The sequence below is a fragment of the Kitasatospora papulosa genome, assembly GCF_000717245.1.
GTDB lineage: Bacteria > Actinomycetota > Actinomycetes > Streptomycetales > Streptomycetaceae > Streptomyces > Streptomyces papulosus.
The window spans coordinates 264442-285312 of sequence record NZ_JNYQ01000004.1; the positions used below are offsets into that span (position 1 = coordinate 264442).

Here is a 20871-nt window from a genome sequence, read left to right on the forward strand (position 1 = left end):
GCACCGGGAAATCTACCGGCCGTGCACGGGGCTCACGCCTCCAGCCAGGCCTCCGCGTTCCGGGCGACGTCGTAGACGCGCTCCACCTGGGTGGCGGTGAGCACGCCCGCGAGGGGAGCCAGGGCGGACACCTCGCGCTCCCGGTAGACGCTCACACCGGCCGGGACCGCGACCACCTCCAGTGCGGTGACCCCGGTGAGGACCAGTACGGTCTGCACGGGTACGTCGAAGGCGCAGTACGCCTCCAGCGCCTCCCGGGCCCGCCGGGCGCCCGGCCTGCCGTCGAGCTCGTACGGCTGCGGGGCCTCGTCGTCGACCCGCAGGGTGCCGTCCTCGATCCGCACCGACGCGCCGGGGCGGTGCTCGGTGCTCACGGCGAACACCCCGCCGGGCCCGATGAGCAGATGCCCGATCTCCGTGCCGTCCGGCAGGGGCACGGAGTGCAGCACCCTCCAGCCGTGCCGGGTGAGGCGCTTGAGCTCCGCGCCGACCCGCCGCTCCCCCGCGAGGGCGCCGCGCCGTGGATCCGTGTCCTTGTGCCGCCGTAGCGCGCCGGTGGCCACCCGCACGAACGCCCCGGCACCGGTCTCGCCGAGCTGCTCCCGGAGCTGGTTCCCGGGACGCCGCTGGGAGAGGTCGTTCGCGGGGGTCAGCGCGGGCAGGACGGCCGGCCGCCGCATCGTCACCGGCGCGGCCCCGGGTTCGGGCCGCGGGCCCGACTCCGGCGCGGGCTCCGGCTCCGGTCCCGGCTCCGGCTCTGCCTCCCGACCGGCCACCGGCTCGGAGACGGCCGGAAGCGCGGCCGTCTGCTCGGGTGCGGCCCTGCGCGCGGCCGCCGGTTGCGGCGCCTCGGCGGGCTCGGGCACCGGCACCTGCGCGTCGGGGGCGTCGGGTAAGGGGCCGGGCTCCTTCGCCGCGCCGCGCCTCCGCAGGCCTCTCATCGGCGGGATGCGCGGTACCGGCGGCGGGCCGGGCGGCACGGTCGGCGCCTCCTCACCGACCAGGGCCGGAAGGTCCGGGACCTGCCGTGCGAGCGCGTCGGTCACCGCGTCCCGGTAGCGCGGGTGCAGGACCGTGATGGTGCCGCTGCCCCGGTCCGCCCAGCCGATCGCGGTGCCGTCCGGCAGGTTCACGTAGAGCCGGTCGTGCCCGAAGAGCTGCCATGACGTGACCTTGAGATCCTGCATCGTGCCCCCTCTGTTCACCCCTCCGGCATCCTTGCTCCCCCAGCCTGCGCGACGGGCCGTCCCGCCGCACAGGGCGCAGAGCGGGCGCGCGGAGTCGGGATCACGGCGTTCCGGAGCGGTCCGGGCCCTGTGTGCCCCGGACTGCTCCGGTGCCCCGGCCGGACCGGGGGAGGCCTGGCGCCGGACAGGCGTCCATCATCACCCTCGCTTCGTCCCCGGCCCCGGAAACGGCCGTTTCGTCACCTGTACGAGCGGTATCGACCACAAGACCGGTCCCCCGGGCGGCCTCCCCGCGTCCCCGCAGTCCAGGTCCAAGGCCGCTGAACCACCCGCAGGCCGCAGCGCGCTCTCCGCGGCCTGCGGCCGCGCGACCGCTCCCCGACGGATCCGCCTCATCCGCCTCATCCGCACCATCTCGCGCCAATGCCGCACGGACGCCCCACGGACGCGTGAACACGCACGAAACCGGGCAGCTTCCCGGTGACCTGATGAGGTTCGGCGGTGGGGGGCCGTGATGGAGTCACGCGAGCAGTCGGATGCACCGGAGCCCAGACCCGGCACCGGGTGGGAGACCGTGCCGGACGGCTCCTGGGGGGCCGTCCCGCCACCTCCTCCCACCCGGCCCCCGACGGCCGGTCCGCCGCCGCCCGGTGGCGTGCTGCGGGCCGTCGCCGCCGGACTGCTCGGCCTCTCCGGCCTGGGGCTCGGCCACGTCCTGGTGGGCCGTTGGGGCAGGGCCGCGGTGAGCTGGGCGGCGACGGCCGCCCTCCTGCTCGTCGCACTGCCGGCGGACCCGGACGGGGTGCCCGCCGCGCTGGTCGCCGGCTACCTCGTGCTGCTGGTGCTCGCCGCGGCCGACGCGGCCCGCATAGCCCGGCGTACGGAGTTCCGTCCGTGGTCCCGGCCCGCCCTGGCGGCGGCCCTCGGGCTGCTCCTGCTGGGCATACCGGTCGCGGGCACCGCCGCGTACGGATCCGCGCGGGACGAAGCCGTGGAACAGGCGCTGCTCGGCCGGCTGGAGAAGGGCGACGATCTGGTCACGAAGGCCGCGGAGAGCCCGTTCCCCCTCTCCGAACCGGACTTCCGCCACGCGCTCACGCTCTACCGGGAGCTGGCCGAGGACCACGCCGGTTCACGCGCCGCCGCCCGGGTGCCGGGACGGCTGAAGGACTACTACGCCGCCGTGGCCTCGCCGTACCGCGCGAAGAAGCACTGCGAGGCGGTCGATCCCCTCACCTATCTGCGCACGCTCCGCGGCACGGTGGACCGGAAGCTGCTCGGCGACCTCGCGGGCTGGCCCGACGCCCCGCTCGCGGAGTCGCTGTACGGCTGCGGCGTCTCCCGGCTGGACGGCACGGGCACGGATTCCGGCGCGGAGGAGCTGGGCACCCTGCTGCGTACGTTCCCGGACACCCCGCAGGCGGAGCAGGTCGGCCCGGCCGTCAGCGCGACGATCGAGCGCCAGGTGGCCGGTCTCAAGGGCGCGGAGCCCTGCACCGTGACCGACCAGCTGCGCCGGACGAGCACCCTGGTGGACGGCCTCCCCCCGTCCTCCGTGCCCTCCCTCGCACCGCAGGCCGCCGCGGGCGTACGGGACGGCGTGTACGCCTGCGGCGTGGACGAGTTCAAGGACAAGAAGTTCGCCGACGCCCGGCAGACCCTGACGGACTTCGCGGACACCTACACGCAGGACGGACGCCGGCGGCACGCCCTGGACATCGCCGTCGCGGCCGAGATAGCCGAGGTCCGGCCCTCGGCCGGAAAGCGGCTGCCCGGAAGCGGGAAGCCGGGCGGCGTCCGTATGGAGCTCGTCGTCAGCAACGGCGCCCCCAACGACGTGGAGGTGCTCTACACGGGTCCGGTCACCGGCACGGTGAAGCTGAAGGCGTGCGGAAGCTGCGCGCGGTTCAGCAGCGAGGCCACGGGTGCGGCGGGCGCCTGCCGGGCGAATGGCACGTCGTACCCGAAGGCACGCCTGCGGCTCCCCGCCGGCGAATACCACTTCCTGTACAAGCACGGCACGGGAGCGTCCTCCGCCGTCGACAGCTACGCCTCGGGATCCAGCGTCAAACCCGGCTACTCGTACACGAGTTGCACCTACGTCGTCGAGAGGGATCCTTACGGCCTGGACCTTCCCACGCTGCCGGACCTGCTGAAGCCGACGTCCGCCCTCCGATGAACCCCCTCCGCCTGACGCGGCCACGCGTCAGGCGGAGGTGCGCTTCCGTGCGCCCCGGGAGGTCTTCGCGGTGGCCTTCGTCGCCGCCTTCTTCGCCGTGGTCTTTTTCGCCGTGGCCTTCTTCGCCGTTGTCTGCTTCGCGGGCTGCTTGCCGGCCTTCGGGCTCTTCGCGGCCGGTGCCTTCGCCGCCGTCCCGCTCGCGGACGTCTTCCCGGCAGCCGCCTTGCTCGCGGCCGCCTTGTCCGTGGACGTCCTGCCGGCGGCCGTCTTCCCCGGCCCCGTCCTCCTGGCCGGGGCCTTCTTCGAGGCCGCCCCGGACCTCTTCGCACCGCCGCCTCCGCCCGACCCGATGGGGTGGACGTCCGCGACCCCGCCGTCCTCCCCGTGGGACTCCTCCGCCGCCCGGACGCTGTTCTCCAGCGCCGCCATCAGGTCGATCACCTTGCCCTCGGGTTCCTCGGCCGCCTCCCGGGTGACGGGCTCCCCGGCCGCCTTCGCCGCGACGAGTTCCTCGACCGCCTCGCGGTAGTCGTCGTGGAGCGTCTCCAGGTCGGCGTCGCCGAGGGTGTTCATCAGCGCGTCCGCCAGGTCCAGTTCCGCGTCGCGGACCTTGACGTCCGCGTCGGGGGCGACGCCCTCGGGGGCGCGGATCTCGTCCGGCCACAGCAGGCCGTGCATCGCGATCACGTCGTCGACCACCCGCAGCATGCCGAGCCGTTCCCGCCCGCGCAGCGCGTACTTCGCGACGGCCACCCTGCCGCTGCGCCTGAGGGCCTCGCGCAGCAGGGCGTACGGCTTGGCGGCCGGGACACCGTTGGCCGAGAGGTAGTACGCCGAATCCAGCTGGAGGGGGTCGATGGCCGAGGCCGGCACGAAGCCCTCGATCTCGATCGTCCTGGCGGTCGGGAGCGGCAGCGAGGCGAGGTCCTCGTCGGTCACGGGGATCACCGAGCCGTCGGCGTCCTCGTACGCCTTGACGGTCTCGGAGGCCGGTACCTCCTCCTCGTCGAGTTCGCAGACCTTGTGGTACCGGATCCGGCCGCCGTCGGAGAGGTGGATCTGCCGGAAGGAGATCGAGTGGTTCTCGGTGGCGTTCATCAGCTTGACCGGAATGCTGACCAGGCCGAACGCGATGGAGCCGTTCCAGATGGACCTCACGGTTCACCCCTCACACCCGAAATGACCGCATATATGCGATTTCATGTGATTCTTATCGTATGACGCCGATCACGGAGGTGGAGGGGCGGCGCCTGACGCTCAGCAATCTCGACAAGGTGCTGTATCCGGCCACCGGGACGACCAAGGGCGAGGTGCTGCACTACTACGCGGCCACGGCGGCGCGGGTCATGCTGCCGCACCTGCGGGACCGCCCGCTGTCGTTCCTGCGGTATCCGGACGGCCCCGAGGGGCTGCGCTTCTTCACCAAGAACCCGCCGCCCGGTACACCCGACTGGGTGCGCACCGCCCCGGTGCCCCGCAGTGACGACCCCGGCGCCCGGCAGGTCCTCGCCCAGGACCTGCCGTCGCTGATGTGGGCGGCGAACCTGGTGGTGGAGTTCCACACCCACCAGTGGCGGCAGGACTCCCCCGCCGTGGCCGACCGGATGGTGTTCGACCTGGACCCCGGTCCGCCCGCGGGTGTGGTGGAGTGCTGCGCGGTCGCCCTCTGGCTGCGGGAGCGGCTGGCCGGGGACGGGCTGTCCGCGTACGGGAAGACCTCCGGCTCCAAGGGGCTCCATCTGCTCGTCCCCCTGGAGCCGACCCCCTCCGGGAAGGTGACGGCGTACGCGAAGAAGCTCGCGGTCGAGGCACAGGGCGCGCTGCCCGAACTGGCCGTGCACCGGATGACGCGCGCGCTGCGCCCGGGGAAGGTGTTCGTGGATTTCAGCCAGAACGCCGCGGCCAAGACGACCGCCGCGCCCTACACCCTGCGGGCGAAGGCCCGCCCGACGGTGTCCGCGCCGGTCACCTGGGAGGAGATCGAGGAGTGCGGGGCGCCGGACGATCTCGTCCTGCTCGCCGGTGACATGGCCACCCGCCTGGAGCGGCACGGGGATCTCCTCGCTCCGCTGAACGATCCCGGGCAGGCCGGGGCTCTCCCCGGGGGCTGAGCCGGGGCGGCGGACATCCGGGCGAAGCCGGGTCGGAGCGGGTGAGCCCGGAACAGCGGGACCCCCGCCGCCCCCTCGTGCGCCGCATCGAATGTCTGTCGATCCGGCTCACGAAAATCTATGTCGGCGGGGGTAGACATTGGGTGGCGACATGGCTAAGGTTTCTCTCGTAGCCAGAAAGACAGCAGAGCCCGGCAGAGACGAACTGCCGGGCAGCGGTACCAGCAGTTGCAGTTCGCAGGGCGGTGCGGTGGTGGAGTTTCGAAGCCAGGGTTTTCGCAGGACGGCGACGGGACTGACGACCGGACCGGGTGGCCCGCAGTCATCAGGGGCGCCGTGAGCAGTACTCAGCAGTGATTTCGAGTGAGCAGTACCTCGGTGAAGGCGTCGGCTGCGGACGCGCGCACCGGAGGATTCGGCAGTGGCGTTCCGAGCCGGAGCACACGCAGTACGGGCGACGAGGCCGGCTGCCGAGGGGTGGCGCTGCGACAGGCCGCCGAGCAATGCGCAGGACAGCAGTACGCAAGTGATCCCAGAGGGAAAGGACGGAGGAGCCAGGCGCCATCAGGATCGCCCGGGTGGAGTGTCGAGCCCGGGTACCGCAGGACATCGATAGTGAGGTGGTCTCCGGTCAAGCAACCGCGATCCCCGCGGCACCGACAGCGTCCAGGTCGGGCCGACGGACACAGAAGGCCGGCGTAGTAGCAGCCGGCAGATGGTGTAGCAGTTCCTTCGGGGCCCGGGTGCCGTACGGCACCCGGGCCCCTCCACGCGTTCCACAGAGAGGTGCAAATGACAGCAGGCGACTCCTTCGGCCGTCTCGATGACGACGACTATCCCGCCTACACCATGGGTCGGGCCGCCGAGATGCTCGGTACCACGCAGGGCTTTCTCCGCGCCGTCGGCGAAGCCCGCCTCATCACTCCGCTGCGTTCCGGGGGTGGCCACCGGCGCTACTCCCGCTACCAGTTGCGCATCGCCGCCCGCGCCCGCGAACTCGTCGACCAGGGCACGCCGATCGAGGCCGCCTGCCGCATCGTCATCCTCGAGGACCAGCTCGAAGAAGCCCAGCGCATCAACGCCGAATACCGCGCCTCCGCCTCGGACAACCCTCCTGCCGCCGACTGAGGCCGCCCCTCCTGCGCTCGGCGCGCGTCGCGGGCCGGGCTCCGGGTGGGCCGCCGTACCTCCCCGGTCATGCAGGCCGCGCGGGGTGGTCACACGTCAGGACCACCGCGATCGCAGCGCCGGTGAAGTCCTCCGGGCCATCGCTCGAATCGGCTTCGGCCGCACCGGTTCGCCCCGGACCGCCGTGCCCGCTCCTGTCTCCACCCGTTCCGGCAGGCCTCCGCGGCTCGGCACCCCCGGTGCCGTCCGACCGACGGGCGGGCGCGAGCCGCTACCGGAACAGCGGTGAGGGTCCGGCCGGATGTGCCGGCCGGTCCCTCACCGCGTTGCCGCGTGGCCCTTCAGCGCGCGGCGTCGTGTCTCACTGGTCGGAGTAGCTGAAATCGCCCGCGGTCCAGGCGCTGACGTCGTCGATCGCCACGCGGTACATCCCGCCCGTCTCCGGGATCCCCACCGTGCCCTGCAGAATCCGCGCCACGTGGAAATGCAGATGGGTGGGCGCCTCCTCCCCACGAGGGGCAGCGGTGAAGGCGGCGGAGAATTCGCCGAGCCGGGCGGAGTCCGCGAGAACCTCGGACACCCGTTGCCTCCAGACGGCCTCGGGAGCGAGCCGCCCCGTGATGACGGCGCCACCGGCGACCACGGTCAGAGTCATCTGGTTGCTGTGCCCGGATTCCACCAGGGCCGCTACTTCGACGAGCAGTTGGTCAGGCTTCGACATGAGAAGCGATTTTAGCCAATGCCTTCGGTCCGCCCAGACGGAGGCACCGGTGCGACATGCAGGATCGATCTGTGCGGTGGAGGGCTGCGCGGGCCGCACCGGTCCTTCGTCGCCCGGCTGACCTGCGCCACGCACCCGCGACGTCGAGGAAGAAACGACGGGGAGGGTGGAACGCCCCGGCCGTGGTGCACACTCTGCGCAGGCACCGCGTCGCCGGCACGCGCCGTACCGGAGACGTGGTGAGAGGGCACGGGCAGGGAAGTCACGGGGAGGGTCTGGCGTGTTCACGGGGATCGAAGAGGTCGACTGGGCCTCGATGAAGCATGCCTACGGCCCGGCGGACGACGTGCCGGGGCTCCTGTACGGACTCGCCTCCGCCGATCCGGCGGAGCGGGAGAGCGCGCTCGACGGCATGTACGGCGCCGTCCACCACCAGGGCAACGTGTACGCGTGCACGCTCGCCTGCATCCCGTTCCTCTTCGAGCTGGCCGCAGACCCGGGCGTACGGGACCGGGGCGGCATAGTGGAGCTGCTCACCAGCATCGGCGGCATCGACCTGGACGAGGACGAGGAGGTCGACGAGCTGGACGAGGACGAGATCGAGGGCGTGGCGAACTACGCGATGGCGTCGGCCGCCGTCTCGGCGGGCTCGCCGGTGTTCTTCGAGCTCGTCGCCGACGAGGATCCCGGCGTCCGGCTCGCCGCCCCGCTGGCGCTGGCCACGCTGCACTCCCGGCCGGGAGCGGTCCTCACGCTGCTGCGGGAGCGGCTGCCGGTGGAGCCGGACGACGAGGTGCGGCTGGCGCTCGTCGAGGCCGCCGGGCGGATAGCCCTGCGCCACGGCCGGCTGTCGGGGCGGGCGGCCGACTGGCTGAGCCGGCTCGCGGCGGAGGCGTACCCGCCCGGGCTGCGCCTGGCCGCCCTCGCCCAGCTCGCCAGGTGCGCCCCCGAGGCGCTGCCCGGCGATGTCGTGCGGGTGGTGTCCGGTCTGCTGCGGCAGCTGCGCGCGGGGACCGCCCGCCCCGAGCCCGCCGGGGACCCTCCCTCCGGGGACGAGACCGCGACGGACCGGGCCGCGGCCCCGACGCTGGTGGGACAGCTGCGCGAGCTGTCCGCCGAGGAGTCCGCCGCGCGCGGCACGCCGTGGGCCACCGATCTGCTGCGCACCCTGCACGTGGGCCTGGACGACCGCGTGGCGGACCGTACGGCGCTGCTGTCGGACCAGCTGCGCAGCCCCGACCCCTGGCAGCGCGTGGACGCCGTCCGGATGAGCAGCGGGCTGATGCGGGCCTGGCGCGGGTCGTACGAGGACCTGGTGCGTCTGATCGGAGCGCAGCTCGCGGATCCGGAGCCGCGGCTGGCCGAGGCCGCCTCGTACGCGCTGGAGGATCTGTTCGGTCTGGCCGCGCCCGCCGGCGACGCCCTGGCCGTACGGGTGGCGGCGGATCCGGGGGCGTGGGTCAAGGAGTGGCCGAGCGGCCCTCCGGGGCTCGGCTCGTCGGTGAAGGCGCTGGCCGGGCTGGGGGACGCGCGGGTGCTGCCCGCACTCGCGGCGGCGCTCGAACGGCCGGAGGTGCCGCACGACGTGGGCTTCGCGATCAGGTGCCTGGGCGGTACGGCCGCCCCGCTGGCCGGGGTGCTGCGGCGCAGGCTGGGCGAGGTGGGTCTGGACGAGGGCGCGTACGACCGGGCGAGCCCGCTGCTCGCCGGGCTGACGGCGCTGCGCGCGGGCGAGGCCGCCCCGGAGGTGCTGCGGGTGCTGCGGGGGGCACCCGAGTACCGGGGCGAGTGGCTGCGTACGGCGGCACTCCGGGCACTGGGCTCGTTCGGACCGGCCGCCCACGACGCGGTGCCGGAGCTCCGGCGGCTGGCCCGGGGGACGGGGACAGGCGCGATCGAGGCGGCGGAGGCCCTGTGGGCGGTGACCGGGGACGCCGACGCGGTGCTGCCCGTGCTCGCCGAGGGGCTGGGGGCCGAGCAGGCGCGTGACTGCCGGGCGGCCGTGAGTGCGGTGGGCGCGCTGGGGCCGCGCGCCGGGGCGGTCGCGCCGCGGCTGCGGGCCCTGCTGGCGCACGAGGAGCTGTGGCTCCGGGTCGAGGCGGCGATCGCCCTGTGGGACGTCTCGGGACGGGCCGCCGAGGTGGTGCCCGTGCTCCTGTCGGCCTGGGAGAGGAACTGCCATGTCAGGGTCCGGGTGGCGGAATGCCTGGCGCGGATGGGCCCCGGCGGTGCAGGCTCGGACGCGACACGGGTGCTGCGCGCCGAGCTCCTGTCCGTACGCCGGCACAAGGCGATGGACGGCGGATACGGCAGTCACGACACTTATGAGGACGAGAAGCTGCTGGCGCTCTGCCGGCGAGCGCTTCCGGAACACACGGGGAAAGGAACCACATCATGATCATTTTCGGTACGCGAGGTTATCTGTACCAGCTGGCGGTCCTGACGATGGTGTGCGGCTGGTGCGGTAATCCCGCGGCGCACACCCTGCGCAAGCGGGTCACCAAGTTCACCCTGTTCTTCGTACCGCTGTTCCCGTTCTCCACGAAGTACGCGACGCAGTGCACCTTCTGCGGCGGGGAACGGCAGATACCGAAGGAGCAGGCCGACGGCCTGCTGGCACAGGCCCAGGGGGGCCAGGACGGCAATCCGTACGGCGCCGCACCGCAGCAGCAGCCCGGCTACGCGCCTCCCGGCGGCCAGAACCCGTACCAGAACTGAGCCGCCACGGGAGCGCCTGCGGAGAAGTGCCACGAAGCTGACATAAGGGAAATAACACCCTCCTCTTGCTACGTTGCGGGGCATGACCGCAACGACGGCGGACGCGCGCCCGCCCGAGCTACGCCTGCCGAAGCGGCGCGGGGTCGAGCTCTCGCTCCTGATCGGGGCCGTGCTCATCTCCGTCTACGGCTACGCCGCCGTCGGCCTCGCCCGGAACGGCGCCGTACCCCCCGACGTCGCCGGGTACGGCGCCGGTCTCGGTGTCCTCGCCCTGCTCGCCCACCTCGCGGTCCGCTTCCGCGCCCCGTTCGCCGATCCGCTGCTGCTGCCCATCGCCGTCCTGCTCAACGGACTGGGCCTGGTGCTGATCTACCGTCTCGACCTGGAGACCCCGAGCGACCGGGCGGCGACGACACAGCTGGTCTGGTCGACGCTCGGGGTCGCCTTCTTCATCGCCGTCGTCGTGCTGCTGCGCGACCACCGGGTGCTCCAGCGCTACGCGTACATGTCGGTCGCCGCGGCGCTGGTGCTGCTGATCGTGCCGATCTTCTTCCCCGCCGTGAACGGGGCCAAGATCTGGATCCGGATCGGCGGACTCTCCTTCCAGCCGGGCGAGTTCGCCAAGATCCTGCTGGCGGTCTTCTTCGCCGCGTACCTGGCGGCGAACCGCAACGCGCTCGCGTACACCGGCCGCAGGGTCTGGAAGCTCCAGTTCCCCACCGGGCGGGTGCTCGGCCCCATCGTGGCGATCTGGCTGCTCAGCGTCGGCGTCCTCGTCCTCGAACGGGATCTGGGCACCTCACTGCTCTTCTTCGGCCTCTTCGTGATCCTGCTCTACGTGGCCACCGGCAGGACCGGCTGGATCGCCGTCGGGCTGCTCCTGGCCGCCGCGGGCGCCTTCGTCGTCGGCTCGTTCGAACCCCATGTGCACAGCAGGGTGGAGGACTGGCTGGACCCGTACGCCACGATCGACGCCGGCCAGGGACCCGGCCAGCTCGCCCAGTCCCTCTTCGCGTTCGCCGCGGGCGGGATGTTCGGCACCGGTCTCGGGCTCGGCCATTCCGTCCTCATCGGCTTCGCCGCGAAGTCCGACTTCATCCTGGCCACCGCGGGCGAGGAGCTCGGTCTGGCCGGACTCACCGCGATCTTCCTGCTGTACGCCCTGCTGGTGGCCCGCGGCTTCCGGGCCGGCCTGGCCCTGCGGGACCCCTTCGGACGACTGCTGTCGATCGGCCTCGCCTCGATCCTGGCGCTCCAGGTCTTCGTGATCGCGGGAGGGGTGATGGGCCTGATCCCGCTGACCGGGATGGCGATGCCGTTCCTGGCCCAGGGGGGTTCGTCCGTGGTCACCAACTGGATCATCGTGGCGCTGCTCATCCGGGTCAGCGACGTGTCCCGCACGCCCGACCCCGCCGCCACCGGGGACGGACCCGCAGGGGAGGCCGAGTGATCCCGTACATCCGGCACGCCGCCGGTTTCTGTCTGCTCCTGCTCCTCGCCCTGCTGGCGAACGCGGCCCGCGTCCAGGTCTTCGAGGCCGACGAGCTCGACGGCAACTCCGCCAACCGCCGCACCACCATCGACCGTTACGACCAGCCGCGCGGCAACATCCTGGTCGGCGACGAACCCGTCACCGGGTCGAAGGACACCGGCCAGCAGCTCGCGTACGAGCGCACCTACCGCCACGGCCCGCTGTACGCGCCGGTGACGGGCTACGCCTCGCAGACGTACGGCACCTCGCTGCTGGAGAACGCCGAGGACCGCGTCCTGTCCGGCACCGACCCGCTCCTGGCCCCGCTGCCGCTGTGGGGGGACGTCACCCGCAGCCGGCAGCCCGGCGGGAACGTCGTCACCACCGTCGAGGACGCGGTGCAACGTGCGGCGTACGAGGGCCTGGACGGCCGGCGGGGCGCGGTCGCCGCCCTGGACCCGGCCACCGGACGGATCCTGGCACTGGTCTCCTCCCCGTCGTACGACCCCGAGGTGCTCTCCGGGACCGGCTCCGCCGTCACCGACGCGTGGACGCGGCTGAACCGTGCTCAGAGCCGGCCGATGCTCAACCGGGCCATCCGGCAGACCTACCCGCCCGGTTCCGCCTTCAAGATCGTGACGGCCGCGGCGGCACTGGACGCCGGCGTGGTCGACGATCCGGACGCCGAGACGGACACCCCGTCCCCGTACGTCCTCCCGGGCACCTCGACCGTGCTGCCCGACGAGGCGCGGGGCTGCGAGAAGGCCTCCCTCGCGGAGGCGATCCGGGTCTCCTGCAACACGGTGATGGCCCACCTCGGGGTCGAGGTGGGCCTGGACGGGATGCTGGAGGCGGTGGGCAGGTTCGGCTTCAACGACAACGACCTGAAGATCCCCTCCCGGGTGGCCCGCAGCAACTTCGACTCGGACATGAGTGACGACCAGCTCGCCCAGTCCTCGATCGGCCAGTTCGACACGGCCGCCACCCCGCTCCAGATGGCGATGGTCGCCTCGGCGGTCGCGAACGGCGGCGACCTCCGGCGCCCCCACCTGGTGGACCGGGTGACCACCGACGACGGCGACACGGTCCGGCAGCAGGGCTCGGACTCCTACCACCAGGCCATGGACCCGACGACGGCCCAGCAGCTCCGGCGGATGATGGTCGACGTGGTGGAGGACGGCACCGGCGCGAACGCGGCGATCGAGGGGGTGACGGTCGGCGGGAAGACGGGCACCGCCCAGCACGGGGTCGACAACTCCGGTACGCCGTACGCCTGGTTCATCGCGTGGGCGCAGGCACCGGACTCCGGCCGGCCCGCCGTCGCCGTCGCGGTGGTCGTGGAGGACGCCGCCGCGGACCGGGCCGACGTCAGCGGGGGCGGCAACGCGGCCCCGATCGCCCGTGCGGTGATGGAAGCGGCGCTCGACGGCTGAGAACCGGCCTGCGGAAGCCGCGCCCCAGGGCCGAGACTGGCTGTCATGACAGCGGCCGTCGAAGCGTCCCTCGCCCGGATCGACCGGCTCGACCCGGAGCTGTGCGCGTTCACCGAGGTGTGGCACGAGGAGGCGCGGGCGCGTGCGGAGACCGCTTCCCGTCTCCCGCTCGCCGGCCTGCCGTTCGCCGTGAAGGGCCGCGCGGGCGTCCGCTCCTTCGCGGCCCGCCGGCTGGCCGCCGCGGGCGGGGTCCCGGTCGGGTCGACCTCCGTCCCCGGCCCCGGCACGCCCTGGCAGACCTGGGGGCAGGGCGCGCACGGCCGTACGGTCAACCCCTGGCGCCGGGACCGCACTCCGGGCGGGTCGTCGGCGGGGTCGGCGGTGGCGGTCGCCGCGGGCATGGTGGACCTGGCGACCGGCAGCGACGGGGCGGGGTCGGTGCGGATCCCGGCCGCCTGGTGCGGGGTGTTCGGCCTGAGGACGACCGCGGGCCTGCTCCCCTCCCCCGACCGTACGGGCCTGGCGTCCCCCGGTGTCCTCGCCCGCTCGGTGGACCTGGCCGAGCTCTTCCTGCGCCGGGTGACCGACGGGTACGCACCGCGGCCGGCGAGTCTCCCCGTTCCTGCCGTGTACAGCCCCGACCTGGGATTCGCCGAGGTCACCCCGGAGGTCGCACACGTGACCCGGCAGGCGGTCGGCCGTCTCGTGGACGCCGGCGCGGTACGCCTCGTGGCGGGACCCTGCGAACTGCTCGACCCGGCGGAGGCGTGGACGGCGGTGCGCGCGGGGAAGCCGACACCCCGGACGGAACGGCTGCGCGCCGCCAACGACCGGACGCTCGACGCCCTCTTCGCCCGTACGCCGCTGCTGCTCACCCCGGTCGCCCCCACCCCGCCGCACGGCCATGAGGGCCCGGGGGACGTCTACTCCACCGCGCTCACCTGGGCGTTCAACCTCAGCGGCCATCCGGCGGCGAGCCTGCCCGCCGGTTTCACCCCGGACGGCTGTCCGGCGGGTCTCCAGTTGGTCACCGGCCGGGGAACGGACGCGGAACTGCTCGGCTTCGCCCGCGCCCTGGAGCGCGTACTCGGTCCCGCGCCGGTCCGGGCGGACGGCTGACCGGGCCGCGGGCGCCCCTGTCCCGCAGCGCCGGTGTCAGCCGGTCAGCAGCCCTCGGGCCGTGGCCAGGGCGTAGGCGGCCAGTGTGTAGGCATCGGTGATCCGCCGGTCCGCGAGCAGGTCGCGCAACTCGGCGGGACTCACCGCACGGTAGGCGTCGATTCCCTCCGCGTGAGGACCGGGGCCGGGATCGGAGGCGATGCCGGTCCCGGCCAGACGCGCCAGATAGAGCTGGTCCGTACCGGCCACCAGACCGCTGTCGCTGTGCAGGGGACCCAGGTGGACCAGTTCCGAGACCGGCACGCCCAGTTCCTCGAAGAGTTCCCTGCGGGCCGTCTCCGCGCCCCGCTCACCGGGGTCGCCGAACCCCCGGGGGATCTCCCAGTGCCAGGTGCGTGAGGCATGGCGGAACTGCCTGAGCAGGACGATCCGTCCGTCGGCCAGCACCGGCAGCACGGCCGCCCCGTCCGCGTCGCCCCGGGGCACCACACGGATGTAGGTGCCGAGGTCGCCGGTGCGGAACCGCACCGCATCCCTCACGAGGGTGAGGTAGAGGTCGTCGTGGACGACTCCGATGTCGGCGTAGTGGGCCGGCAGCCCCCGGGCCGTCAGCCTCTGCGCCATGCTCTCGTAGGCCCGGTTCTGGTCGGCCCGGTCCAGGAGGATCTCGTACGCGGCCCCGGGAGGGTTGACGAACATGTCCGGGCGGCTCTCCCGCAGGGCGTCGTACGCGGCGAGTTTCGCCTGCCTGTCCTGTGTGGTGCGCTCCGTGTCCAACCCGGGCTCCCGTCCGTGTGCCCCGCCGGCGCCGGGTCGCCCGGGCCGGCGGGGATCGTCATAGGTAGAGGGCCAGCGGCATCTCATCGATCCGGCGGGCCAGTTGCGTATAGGTCCCGACAGCCCGGCGATAGTAGTCGTGCAGGGTCTGCACGACGTCGAACACCCCGGTGTCGGAGCCGTCGAGGGCTGCCCTGCTCTCCCGGAGCAGGGCGCTCACCGTGGAGACCATCGCCCCGTCGCTGACCGACCAGAGCGGTACTCCGATCGCCCCGGCGCCGCTGATGATCAGGGAGCGCATGAATCCGAGGACGTCACCGCCCTCCGACCGCATGCCCTGTCCCGCCAGACAGGCCCCGAGAACGGTCAGCTTGTTCCTCGGCAGCGCGACCCGCAGCGCCAGGTCGTACTGGGTGAGCCGGTCCGCGGACCCGAGGTACAGGAGCGGATCGCCGGATCCGCCGTCCCTCTCCACATAGGTGCCGTGCCCTGCGTAGACGAAGAACTCCGGTTCCACCGAGACGAGTTCGGCGAGCCCTTCCCAGTCGGCCCGGTGGGTACCCGCGATCCGGTCCGCCAGAACGGCCGGCACCCGTCCTGCCACGTGCACCCGGTCCACGGGCCATCCGGAGGCCGCGATCTCTCCGCCCGTGGCCGCCTCGTCGGTGGACATCAGCGCCGCGAGGTCGTCGTCGTCCTCCATCAGCTGCTTCTTGAGGAGGTGCCGTCCCCGCGAGACGAAGGCGGCCACGCTGACGGAGTGCGAGAGAGGCACCCGTGCGGCCAGCGGGTCGAGGCCGCCCGGTTCGGTGGCCACGTGCAACGGGATGGCGAAGAGGTCGTCCGTCGGGATCAGCGTGAGGTGGGTGAGCGCCTCACCTCGTGTGGCGTGCGCCCAGACCGGGGCGACCAGCAGTTCCCAGATGCTCCGGCAGGTGTCGGGCTGCGGCACGAAGCGGGCCTGGATGTCCGCGAGGACCCGCGCGGCGAGCGCCGCGACCTCGGGGTACGGGAGCGGGCGGCCCAGGGTCAGGATCCCCCCCTTGCACACCATGATGCCCAGGGAGTCGGGCTCCGGGGCCTCCTCCCCGTCCATGCGGGGATCCAGGGGCCCGCCGTACCGGAAGTACCGCACCACGCACGAACCCGGGTGGTTGAGGGTGTACTGCACCAGCTGGTGGGCGATGTCCTCGTCGTGGGTGGCACTGCTCAGCGGATGCCCCAGGAAGTACTGCTCGTACTGCTCCTCGCGTTCCTGCAGCAGGCGTTTCGCCTCCTCGGCCTCCGCGTCGTCCATCGAACCGAGCGTCGAGCGTCTGTCCGGTCCGTCCGCTCCGGCGGGACGGACCGGGCCGGGCAGCGCGCTGGAGGGCGGGCCGAGCGCGGGAGGGCTGGACGAGGCGAGCATGTCCAGCAGTTCCCGGCCGGACGACTCCTCCACCAGGGACAGAAGCCCTTCGAGACTCCTCTGCCGGTGGTCGCACTCGGTGACCCGCCGCCCGATCGCCCGGAGGAACACCGGCCTCATGAGGCGGGAGTACGTGCGCTTGTACACCGGCAGGGCGATCGCCTCGCGCACCGACCGGGCCATGTGCACCCATCGGTCGACCACGTCGCCCGGCCGGCCGTCCGCGGGGAGTCCCGCCGCCGTGCGGCTGTACAGGCCCAGTGTGTAGGCGTAGAAGTCGACGTCCAGTCCCGAACGGCGCTCGGGCCCGGCCGCGTCCCGCTCCAGGTCGTCCAGCAGCTCCGCCAGGCCGGCGAGCCCCTGGGCGTCGCCTCTCCTGGCGGCCAGTTGCTGGCGCGCGATCCTGCGGCCACGGGGCCAGCCGGGACCGGGCCTCCCGTCCGGGCCGATGCCGAGGTCGCGCAGCTCCTCGAAGAGGTGCGTCGGGTCGCCGGGTTCGCAGAGAGCCTCGTTGAGCAGGGACTGGGCCTTGCGGTAGATGTCGCCCAGTCCTTCCGACACCGCCCCGGACGCCCTGCTCTGCTGGAGCGACTCCTCGGTCCGTCCCTCCTGGCGAAGGGCCGTGGCCACGTTGTGCAGGGCGTTGGACCAGCCCCGCAGGAACTCACGGTGACGGGCTGGGGAGGACGGGGTGGGGGCGCTCTCCAGGTCCACGCCCCGGGCCGCCGCCAACGCGGCGATGTCGTCACGCGCCCGCTCCATCGGACCGACGAAGTCCCGCTCGGCGCGGCGGCCGTCGTCCCGCCGCGAGGCCTGTCCCTGCTCCTCGAACCGCGCCCGCACATGGTTGCTGATCAGGTCGGGCCGGGCCCACCACACGCCGTGGTCCGCTGCCACACCGACCGCCGTCCCGAAGGCGATCCTGGCGGCGGTGTAACTTCCGAGCCGGTACCGCACCCGGCCCACGCCGTCGTACCAGCGGGCGACGACGTACGCCGTGAAGGCCTCGGAACCGGTGGGTCCCCCGCCTGCGGCCAGGTCCGCCAGCAGCCGCTCGGCGTCCGGGCGGGACGCCTCGATCAGCCGCAGGGCGGTCAACGGCTCGTACGCCACGTCGGCCAGGACCATCTCGCACCAGTAGGCGCCCAGTCGGCGCGCGATGCCGCGGAGTCCGGAGGACGGGTCCGGGGTGTGCACGCCCGCGAGGCGCAGCAGCCCGATGGCCGTCGCCTGGCGCATGGGTGCGTCGAAGTCGACGTCGTACCGGAGGATCAGGTCCTCCACGTCGAGCGAGTCGACGAAGTCCGTCACGGCCCGGTCCTGTTGCCGGGAAGGGTCGTCGGTCACGAGGACGCTCCCCCGACGCCGGAGGGCCGGGCCACCGTCCGCGGCCCGCCTGAGGCGTCGTCGGCCGTCGCGCCGTCGAGCGGTCTCCGGAGCAGCCGGTCGACGCCGAGGGCCGCCGCCACCGCCGCGGCCACCGCGACGGACAGGGTCCAGGCCCTGGCCGGCGGGCCGGCCCCCCACGCCACCCCGTACACGGTGACGGCGAGCCACCCGAAGCTGGCAGCCGTCAGACCGGCGACCACACGGTCGAGCCAGCGATGGCGGTGGGCGTTGAGCGCGACTCCGGTCCAGCGCACCACGGACACGGGGAGGGCGAGCGCCAGCACGGTCAGGACGGCGATGAGCGGTGACTGGACGGGACGGGGCAGGGGGAGTTCGTACTCCAGGGTCTGCACCGCCGCGAGACCGGTGAGGACGGCGCCGAGCACAGAGGTCTGGATCAGGGTCAGCAGACTCCTCTCGTCCGCGAGCGCGCGGTCCGTCATCATGCGGGCCTGCGCGCGCACCGAGTCCGCGCGTTCGCGGGCCGCTTCCAGGTGCAAGCGGTCGTCGTCCACCCTCTTGATCAGCGTTTCGGCGTACGCACGGTCCCGGTCGGGCCAGGTCGCCCCCACGCCGACGCGTCGTACGGAGGGGGTGGAGGGAAGCAGGTTGTCCAGTCCGGCGGCGAGCGCGTTGCTGACCTGTCTCTGCCGGGTGATCGTCCAGAGCATCCCCTGGGGACTGCGCTGGGTCTCGTCGAGCTTCGCGGCCGTGCGGACCACCCCCGCGAGGGGCTGACGGCCCCCGACGGAGTCCAGCTCCCTCAGCAGCGCCTCGGTCCGGCGGTCGCTCTCCTCCAGCCACGTGGGCAGCGAGGCGGCCCGGTCGTACTCCTGTGCCTGGTAGCGGATCTTCGACATGTGCATCAGGTAGCGGGCGAGCGGCCTCAGGCGGTGCTCGCCGCGCGCGAACCACGTCCAGTCGTCCAGGGCGGCCTCGTGCTCGACGGGGGCCAGCACGTAGAAGCGACCCACGGTTTCCGGGGTCCCCTCCTGCTCCCGCCAGACGGAGAACCCGTCGTCCGTCCGGTCGAAGCCGGCCCACCACGCCCTGGCGCCTCCCCCACCGGCGGGCGCGTGTCCGCGCACGGTCTCGCACAGGGCGCCGTCGTCGATCACCCCGTCGCACAGGGCTTCGAGGACGAGGTGCCGGCCGAGCAGCCCCCATGCCCCGGACGGGGGCCCGGCGGCCTCCACCGCCTGCTCCCAGCTCGCGACGAGGCCGGCCCACTGCTCAGGTCCTGCCGCGCTGTCGTTCGGTGCGAGCACGGAGACCAGCCCGACGACGTCCCGGTCCACGAAGGAGAAGACCTGGTACACCGCCTGCGGATCGGGGCGGTGGGCCGCCGCCAGGAATCGGAAGCCCGGCTCCGGGCGGTCCGCTCCGTCGAACCCGCCGGTGACGGCGAGCTGCGGAAGCCCCGGGACCTTCTCGGTCATGCCGAGACGTCGGCACGCCGCCCACAAGCACGCCAGAGCCGCGTGGCCGGGGCAGGTCCCCCTGGTGTCCAGCGGCGCGAACGCCATCACGAGCAGTGACGGTTTATGGATCGCTCCTTCCGGAGCGGTCACCGCGCGGCCTCCCGGGCCGGCGGCTCCCGGTGTTCGTCCGGGTCACCGCTGACCTCGACGATCAGCGCGCTCCGCCGTTCGTTCAGTTCGTCGCTGATGGAGTGGACGCCGGGGCCCAGGGTGTTGGTGACCCGGCGGGGCTGCTTCTGCTCCAGCGGCTCCAGCGCCGCCAGCGCCGCACGCACACCGGCGGGATCCTGGGCGGCACGGGCCCGGTGGATCAGGCTGAAGGCTTCGCCGACGGCGAGCCAGTCCGCGTCCACGAGCAGCCAGCGCTCGGTCCTGGCGATGCGTTCGATGAGTCCCCACTTGTCCATGAGCCCCCCTGCACGACGAATGGCCCCGTCGGTACGCGAGCCGGCGGAGCGCGGTCGACGCACGCACGGCCCGGCGGACGGGGCCGTCAGAATAGCCGCGCCCCGGCCCGCCCGCCGTCGAATTCCCCCTAGTTCACCGGCCGTTCGAATCACGCGTCACCAGGGGTCTCACCTGTCCGACGCGCCACCCTCCGCTATGGCCTCGGCGACCTCCTCGACCCGCGCCCGCTCCTCCGCGGCGAAGCGGTCCCGGTCCAGCTGCTCTGCGACCTCCTCGTCCTGCGCCATCAGCAGGTCCAGGTTCGAGTCGCCCAGCTCGAGGACGCCCATGCCGACATAGGCCTTCTGGAGCCGTTCGCCCCAGAGGCCGATGTCCTTGACGCAGGGGACGATGCGGCTGAACAGCAGCTTCCGGAAGAGCTGGAGGTACTCCGAGTGCTCGGAGAGGTCCCTGGCCTCCTGCTTGCCGATGCCGAAGTTCTCCAGCACCTCGACGCCGCTCAGGCGGTCGCGCATCAGGTAGCAGCCCTCGATGACGAACTCCTCGCGCTCGCGGCGTTCGGCGTCGCTCAGCTGCTTGTAGTAGTCACGCAGCGCCATCCGGCCGAAGGCCACGTGCCGCGCCTCGTCCTGCATGACGTAGGCGAGGATCTGCTTGGGCAGCGGCTGGGTCGTGGTGTCGCGGATCATGCCGAACGCGGCGAGCGCCAGCCCTTCGATGAGGACCTGCATGCCGAGGTAGGGCATGTCCCAGCGGGAGTCGCGCAGGGTGTCGCCGAGCAGCCCCTGGAGGTGGTCGTTGATCGGGTAGAGCATCCCGACCTTCTCGTGCAGGAAGCGGGCGTAGATCTCCGCGTGCCGCGCCTCGTCCATCGTCTGGGTCGCGGAGTAGAACTTGGCGTCCAGGTCGGGGACCGACTCCACGATCCGGGCGGCGCAGACCATGGCGCCCTGTTCACCGTGCAGGAACTGGCTGAACTGCCAGGAGGTGTAGTGCTTGCGCAGTTCGCCCCGGTCCCGTTCGGTCATCTTCGCCCAGTGCGGGGTGCCGTACAGCGTGAGGGCCTCGTCCGGGGTTCCGAGGGGGTCGGCGGGGTCGACCTCCAGGCTCCAGTCGATGCGCTTGTTCCCGTCCCACTGCTTGTCCTTGCCCTTCTGGTAGAGGGCGAGGAGACGCTCGCGGCCGTCGTCGTAGTCCCAGCTGAACCGGGCCGCCCCTGTGGCAGGCACCTGCCATGTCGGGGCCGGTGGCGCGGTGGTGTAGAGGTCGTGTGTCGACACGGACAGCTCCTTCGCCTGGCGAGGGTGGTGCATTCCGTGGTGCTGACGTCAGTTGGCAGGT

Annotated in this window: 16 protein-coding genes; 8 read left to right on the forward strand and 8 right to left on the reverse strand. The window is 72.8% G+C overall.

Annotated elements, in window-relative coordinates; translation table 11 throughout:
* Positions 1-32: 32 nt before the first annotated feature.
* Positions 33-1187: a nuclease-related domain-containing protein gene (locus IA22_RS0112405; protein WP_030123630.1), complete on the reverse strand. Its 1155-nt coding sequence runs from the start codon at positions 1185-1187 to the stop codon at positions 33-35.
* 514 nt (positions 1188-1701) lie between these two features.
* Between IA22_RS0112405 and IA22_RS0112410 the strand changes: the two genes are divergently transcribed.
* Positions 1702-3366, forward strand: coding sequence for a hypothetical protein (locus tag IA22_RS0112410; RefSeq protein ID WP_030123631.1), 1665 nt, complete (start codon positions 1702-1704; stop codon positions 3364-3366).
* 27 nt (positions 3367-3393) lie between these two features.
* On the opposite strand, the gene ku is transcribed toward IA22_RS0112410, so the two are convergent.
* Positions 3394-4524 (reverse strand): non-homologous end joining protein Ku, encoded by a 1131-nt coding sequence (gene ku, locus IA22_RS0112415; RefSeq protein WP_030123632.1) that lies wholly within the window; start codon positions 4522-4524, stop codon positions 3394-3396.
* A gap of 59 nt (positions 4525-4583) precedes the next feature.
* Here ku and ligD point away from each other — a divergent pair, with 59 nt between their 5' ends.
* Positions 4584-5477, forward strand: a complete 894-nt coding sequence (gene ligD, locus IA22_RS0112420) for a non-homologous end-joining DNA ligase (protein WP_030123633.1) — start codon at positions 4584-4586, stop codon at positions 5475-5477.
* 792 nt (positions 5478-6269) lie between these two features.
* Positions 6270-6605 (forward strand): MerR family transcriptional regulator, encoded by a 336-nt coding sequence (locus IA22_RS0112425; RefSeq protein WP_030123634.1) that lies wholly within the window; start codon positions 6270-6272, stop codon positions 6603-6605.
* Between the two features lie 361 nt (positions 6606-6966).
* On the opposite strand, the gene IA22_RS0112430 is transcribed toward IA22_RS0112425, so the two are convergent.
* Entirely contained in the window at positions 6967-7326 is a 360-nt protein-coding gene (locus IA22_RS0112430; protein WP_014154078.1) for a hypothetical protein, read from the reverse strand.
* A 280-nt stretch (positions 7327-7606) separates the two neighbouring features.
* On the opposite strand from IA22_RS0112430, the gene IA22_RS0112435 reads away from it, so the two are divergent.
* The 5 genes from IA22_RS0112435 to IA22_RS0112455 all read left to right on the forward strand — a co-directional run bounded on the left by IA22_RS0112435 (position 7607) and on the right by IA22_RS0112455 (position 14067).
* Positions 7607-9724, forward strand: coding sequence for a HEAT repeat domain-containing protein (locus IA22_RS0112435; protein WP_030123635.1), 2118 nt, complete (start codon positions 7607-7609; stop codon positions 9722-9724).
* Positions 9721-10044 carry a zinc ribbon domain-containing protein gene (locus tag IA22_RS0112440; protein ID WP_014154080.1) on the forward strand — a complete coding sequence of 108 codons (324 nt, stop codon included), beginning with the start codon at positions 9721-9723 and terminating at the stop codon, positions 10042-10044. Before IA22_RS0112435 ends, IA22_RS0112440 begins: the two co-directional genes overlap by 4 nt.
* Positions 10045-10126: 82 nt before the next feature.
* Positions 10127-11494: an FtsW/RodA/SpoVE family cell cycle protein gene (locus IA22_RS0112445; protein ID WP_030123636.1), complete on the forward strand. Its 1368-nt coding sequence runs from the start codon at positions 10127-10129 to the stop codon at positions 11492-11494.
* Positions 11491-12948 (forward strand): peptidoglycan D,D-transpeptidase FtsI family protein, encoded by a 1458-nt coding sequence (locus IA22_RS0112450; protein ID WP_014154082.1) that lies wholly within the window; start codon positions 11491-11493, stop codon positions 12946-12948. The genes IA22_RS0112445 and IA22_RS0112450 overlap by 4 nt, the downstream gene beginning before the upstream one ends.
* Before the next feature lie 45 nt (positions 12949-12993).
* Positions 12994-14067, forward strand: a complete 1074-nt coding sequence (locus IA22_RS0112455; protein WP_030123637.1) for an amidase family protein — start codon at positions 12994-12996, stop codon at positions 14065-14067.
* A gap of 36 nt (positions 14068-14103) precedes the next feature.
* Here IA22_RS0112455 and IA22_RS0112460 read toward each other — a convergent pair whose 3' ends face one another.
* The 5 genes from IA22_RS0112460 to IA22_RS0112480 form a co-directional block, all read right to left on the reverse strand.
* Positions 14104-14844: an NUDIX hydrolase gene (locus tag IA22_RS0112460; protein ID WP_014154084.1), complete on the reverse strand. Its 741-nt coding sequence runs from the start codon at positions 14842-14844 to the stop codon at positions 14104-14106.
* A gap of 58 nt (positions 14845-14902) precedes the next feature.
* Complete coding sequence (locus tag IA22_RS0112465; RefSeq protein WP_014154085.1) at positions 14903-17599, reverse strand: CHAT domain-containing protein; 2697 nt, start codon at positions 17597-17599, stop codon at positions 14903-14905.
* Positions 17596-19212, reverse strand: a complete 1617-nt coding sequence (locus IA22_RS0112470) for a CATRA conflict system CASPASE/TPR repeat-associated protein (RefSeq protein WP_030123638.1) — start codon at positions 19210-19212, stop codon at positions 17596-17598. The genes IA22_RS0112465 and IA22_RS0112470 overlap by 4 nt, the downstream gene beginning before the upstream one ends.
* On the reverse strand, positions 19209-19529 hold the full coding sequence (locus tag IA22_RS0112475) for a CATRA system-associated protein (protein ID WP_014154087.1): 321 nt from the start codon (positions 19527-19529) through the stop codon (positions 19209-19211). The genes IA22_RS0112470 and IA22_RS0112475 overlap by 4 nt, the downstream gene beginning before the upstream one ends.
* A 168-nt stretch (positions 19530-19697) precedes the next feature.
* Positions 19698-20810, reverse strand: coding sequence for a ferritin-like domain-containing protein (locus IA22_RS0112480; protein WP_030123639.1), 1113 nt, complete (start codon positions 20808-20810; stop codon positions 19698-19700).
* Between the last annotated feature and the right edge of the window lie 61 nt (positions 20811-20871).

Coding starts and splice junctions, on each gene's coding strand:
- IA22_RS0112475 (WP_014154087.1), bottom strand. CDS start 19,529: ATGGACAAGTGGGGACTCATCGAACGCATCGCCAGGACCGAGCGCTGG.
- IA22_RS0112425 (WP_030123634.1), top strand. CDS start 6,270: ATGACAGCAGGCGACTCCTTCGGCCGTCTCGATGACGACGACTATCCC.
- ligD (WP_030123633.1), top strand. CDS start 4,584: ATGACGCCGATCACGGAGGTGGAGGGGCGGCGCCTGACGCTCAGCAAT.
- IA22_RS0112410 (WP_030123631.1), top strand. CDS start 1,702: ATGGAGTCACGCGAGCAGTCGGATGCACCGGAGCCCAGACCCGGCACC.
- IA22_RS0112455 (WP_030123637.1), top strand. CDS start 12,994: ATGACAGCGGCCGTCGAAGCGTCCCTCGCCCGGATCGACCGGCTCGAC.
- IA22_RS0112440 (WP_014154080.1), top strand. CDS start 9,721: ATGATCATTTTCGGTACGCGAGGTTATCTGTACCAGCTGGCGGTCCTG.
- IA22_RS0112405 (WP_030123630.1), bottom strand. CDS start 1,187: ATGCAGGATCTCAAGGTCACGTCATGGCAGCTCTTCGGGCACGACCGG.
- IA22_RS0112445 (WP_030123636.1), top strand. CDS start 10,127: ATGACCGCAACGACGGCGGACGCGCGCCCGCCCGAGCTACGCCTGCCG.
- IA22_RS0112430 (WP_014154078.1), bottom strand. CDS start 7,326: ATGTCGAAGCCTGACCAACTGCTCGTCGAAGTAGCGGCCCTGGTGGAA.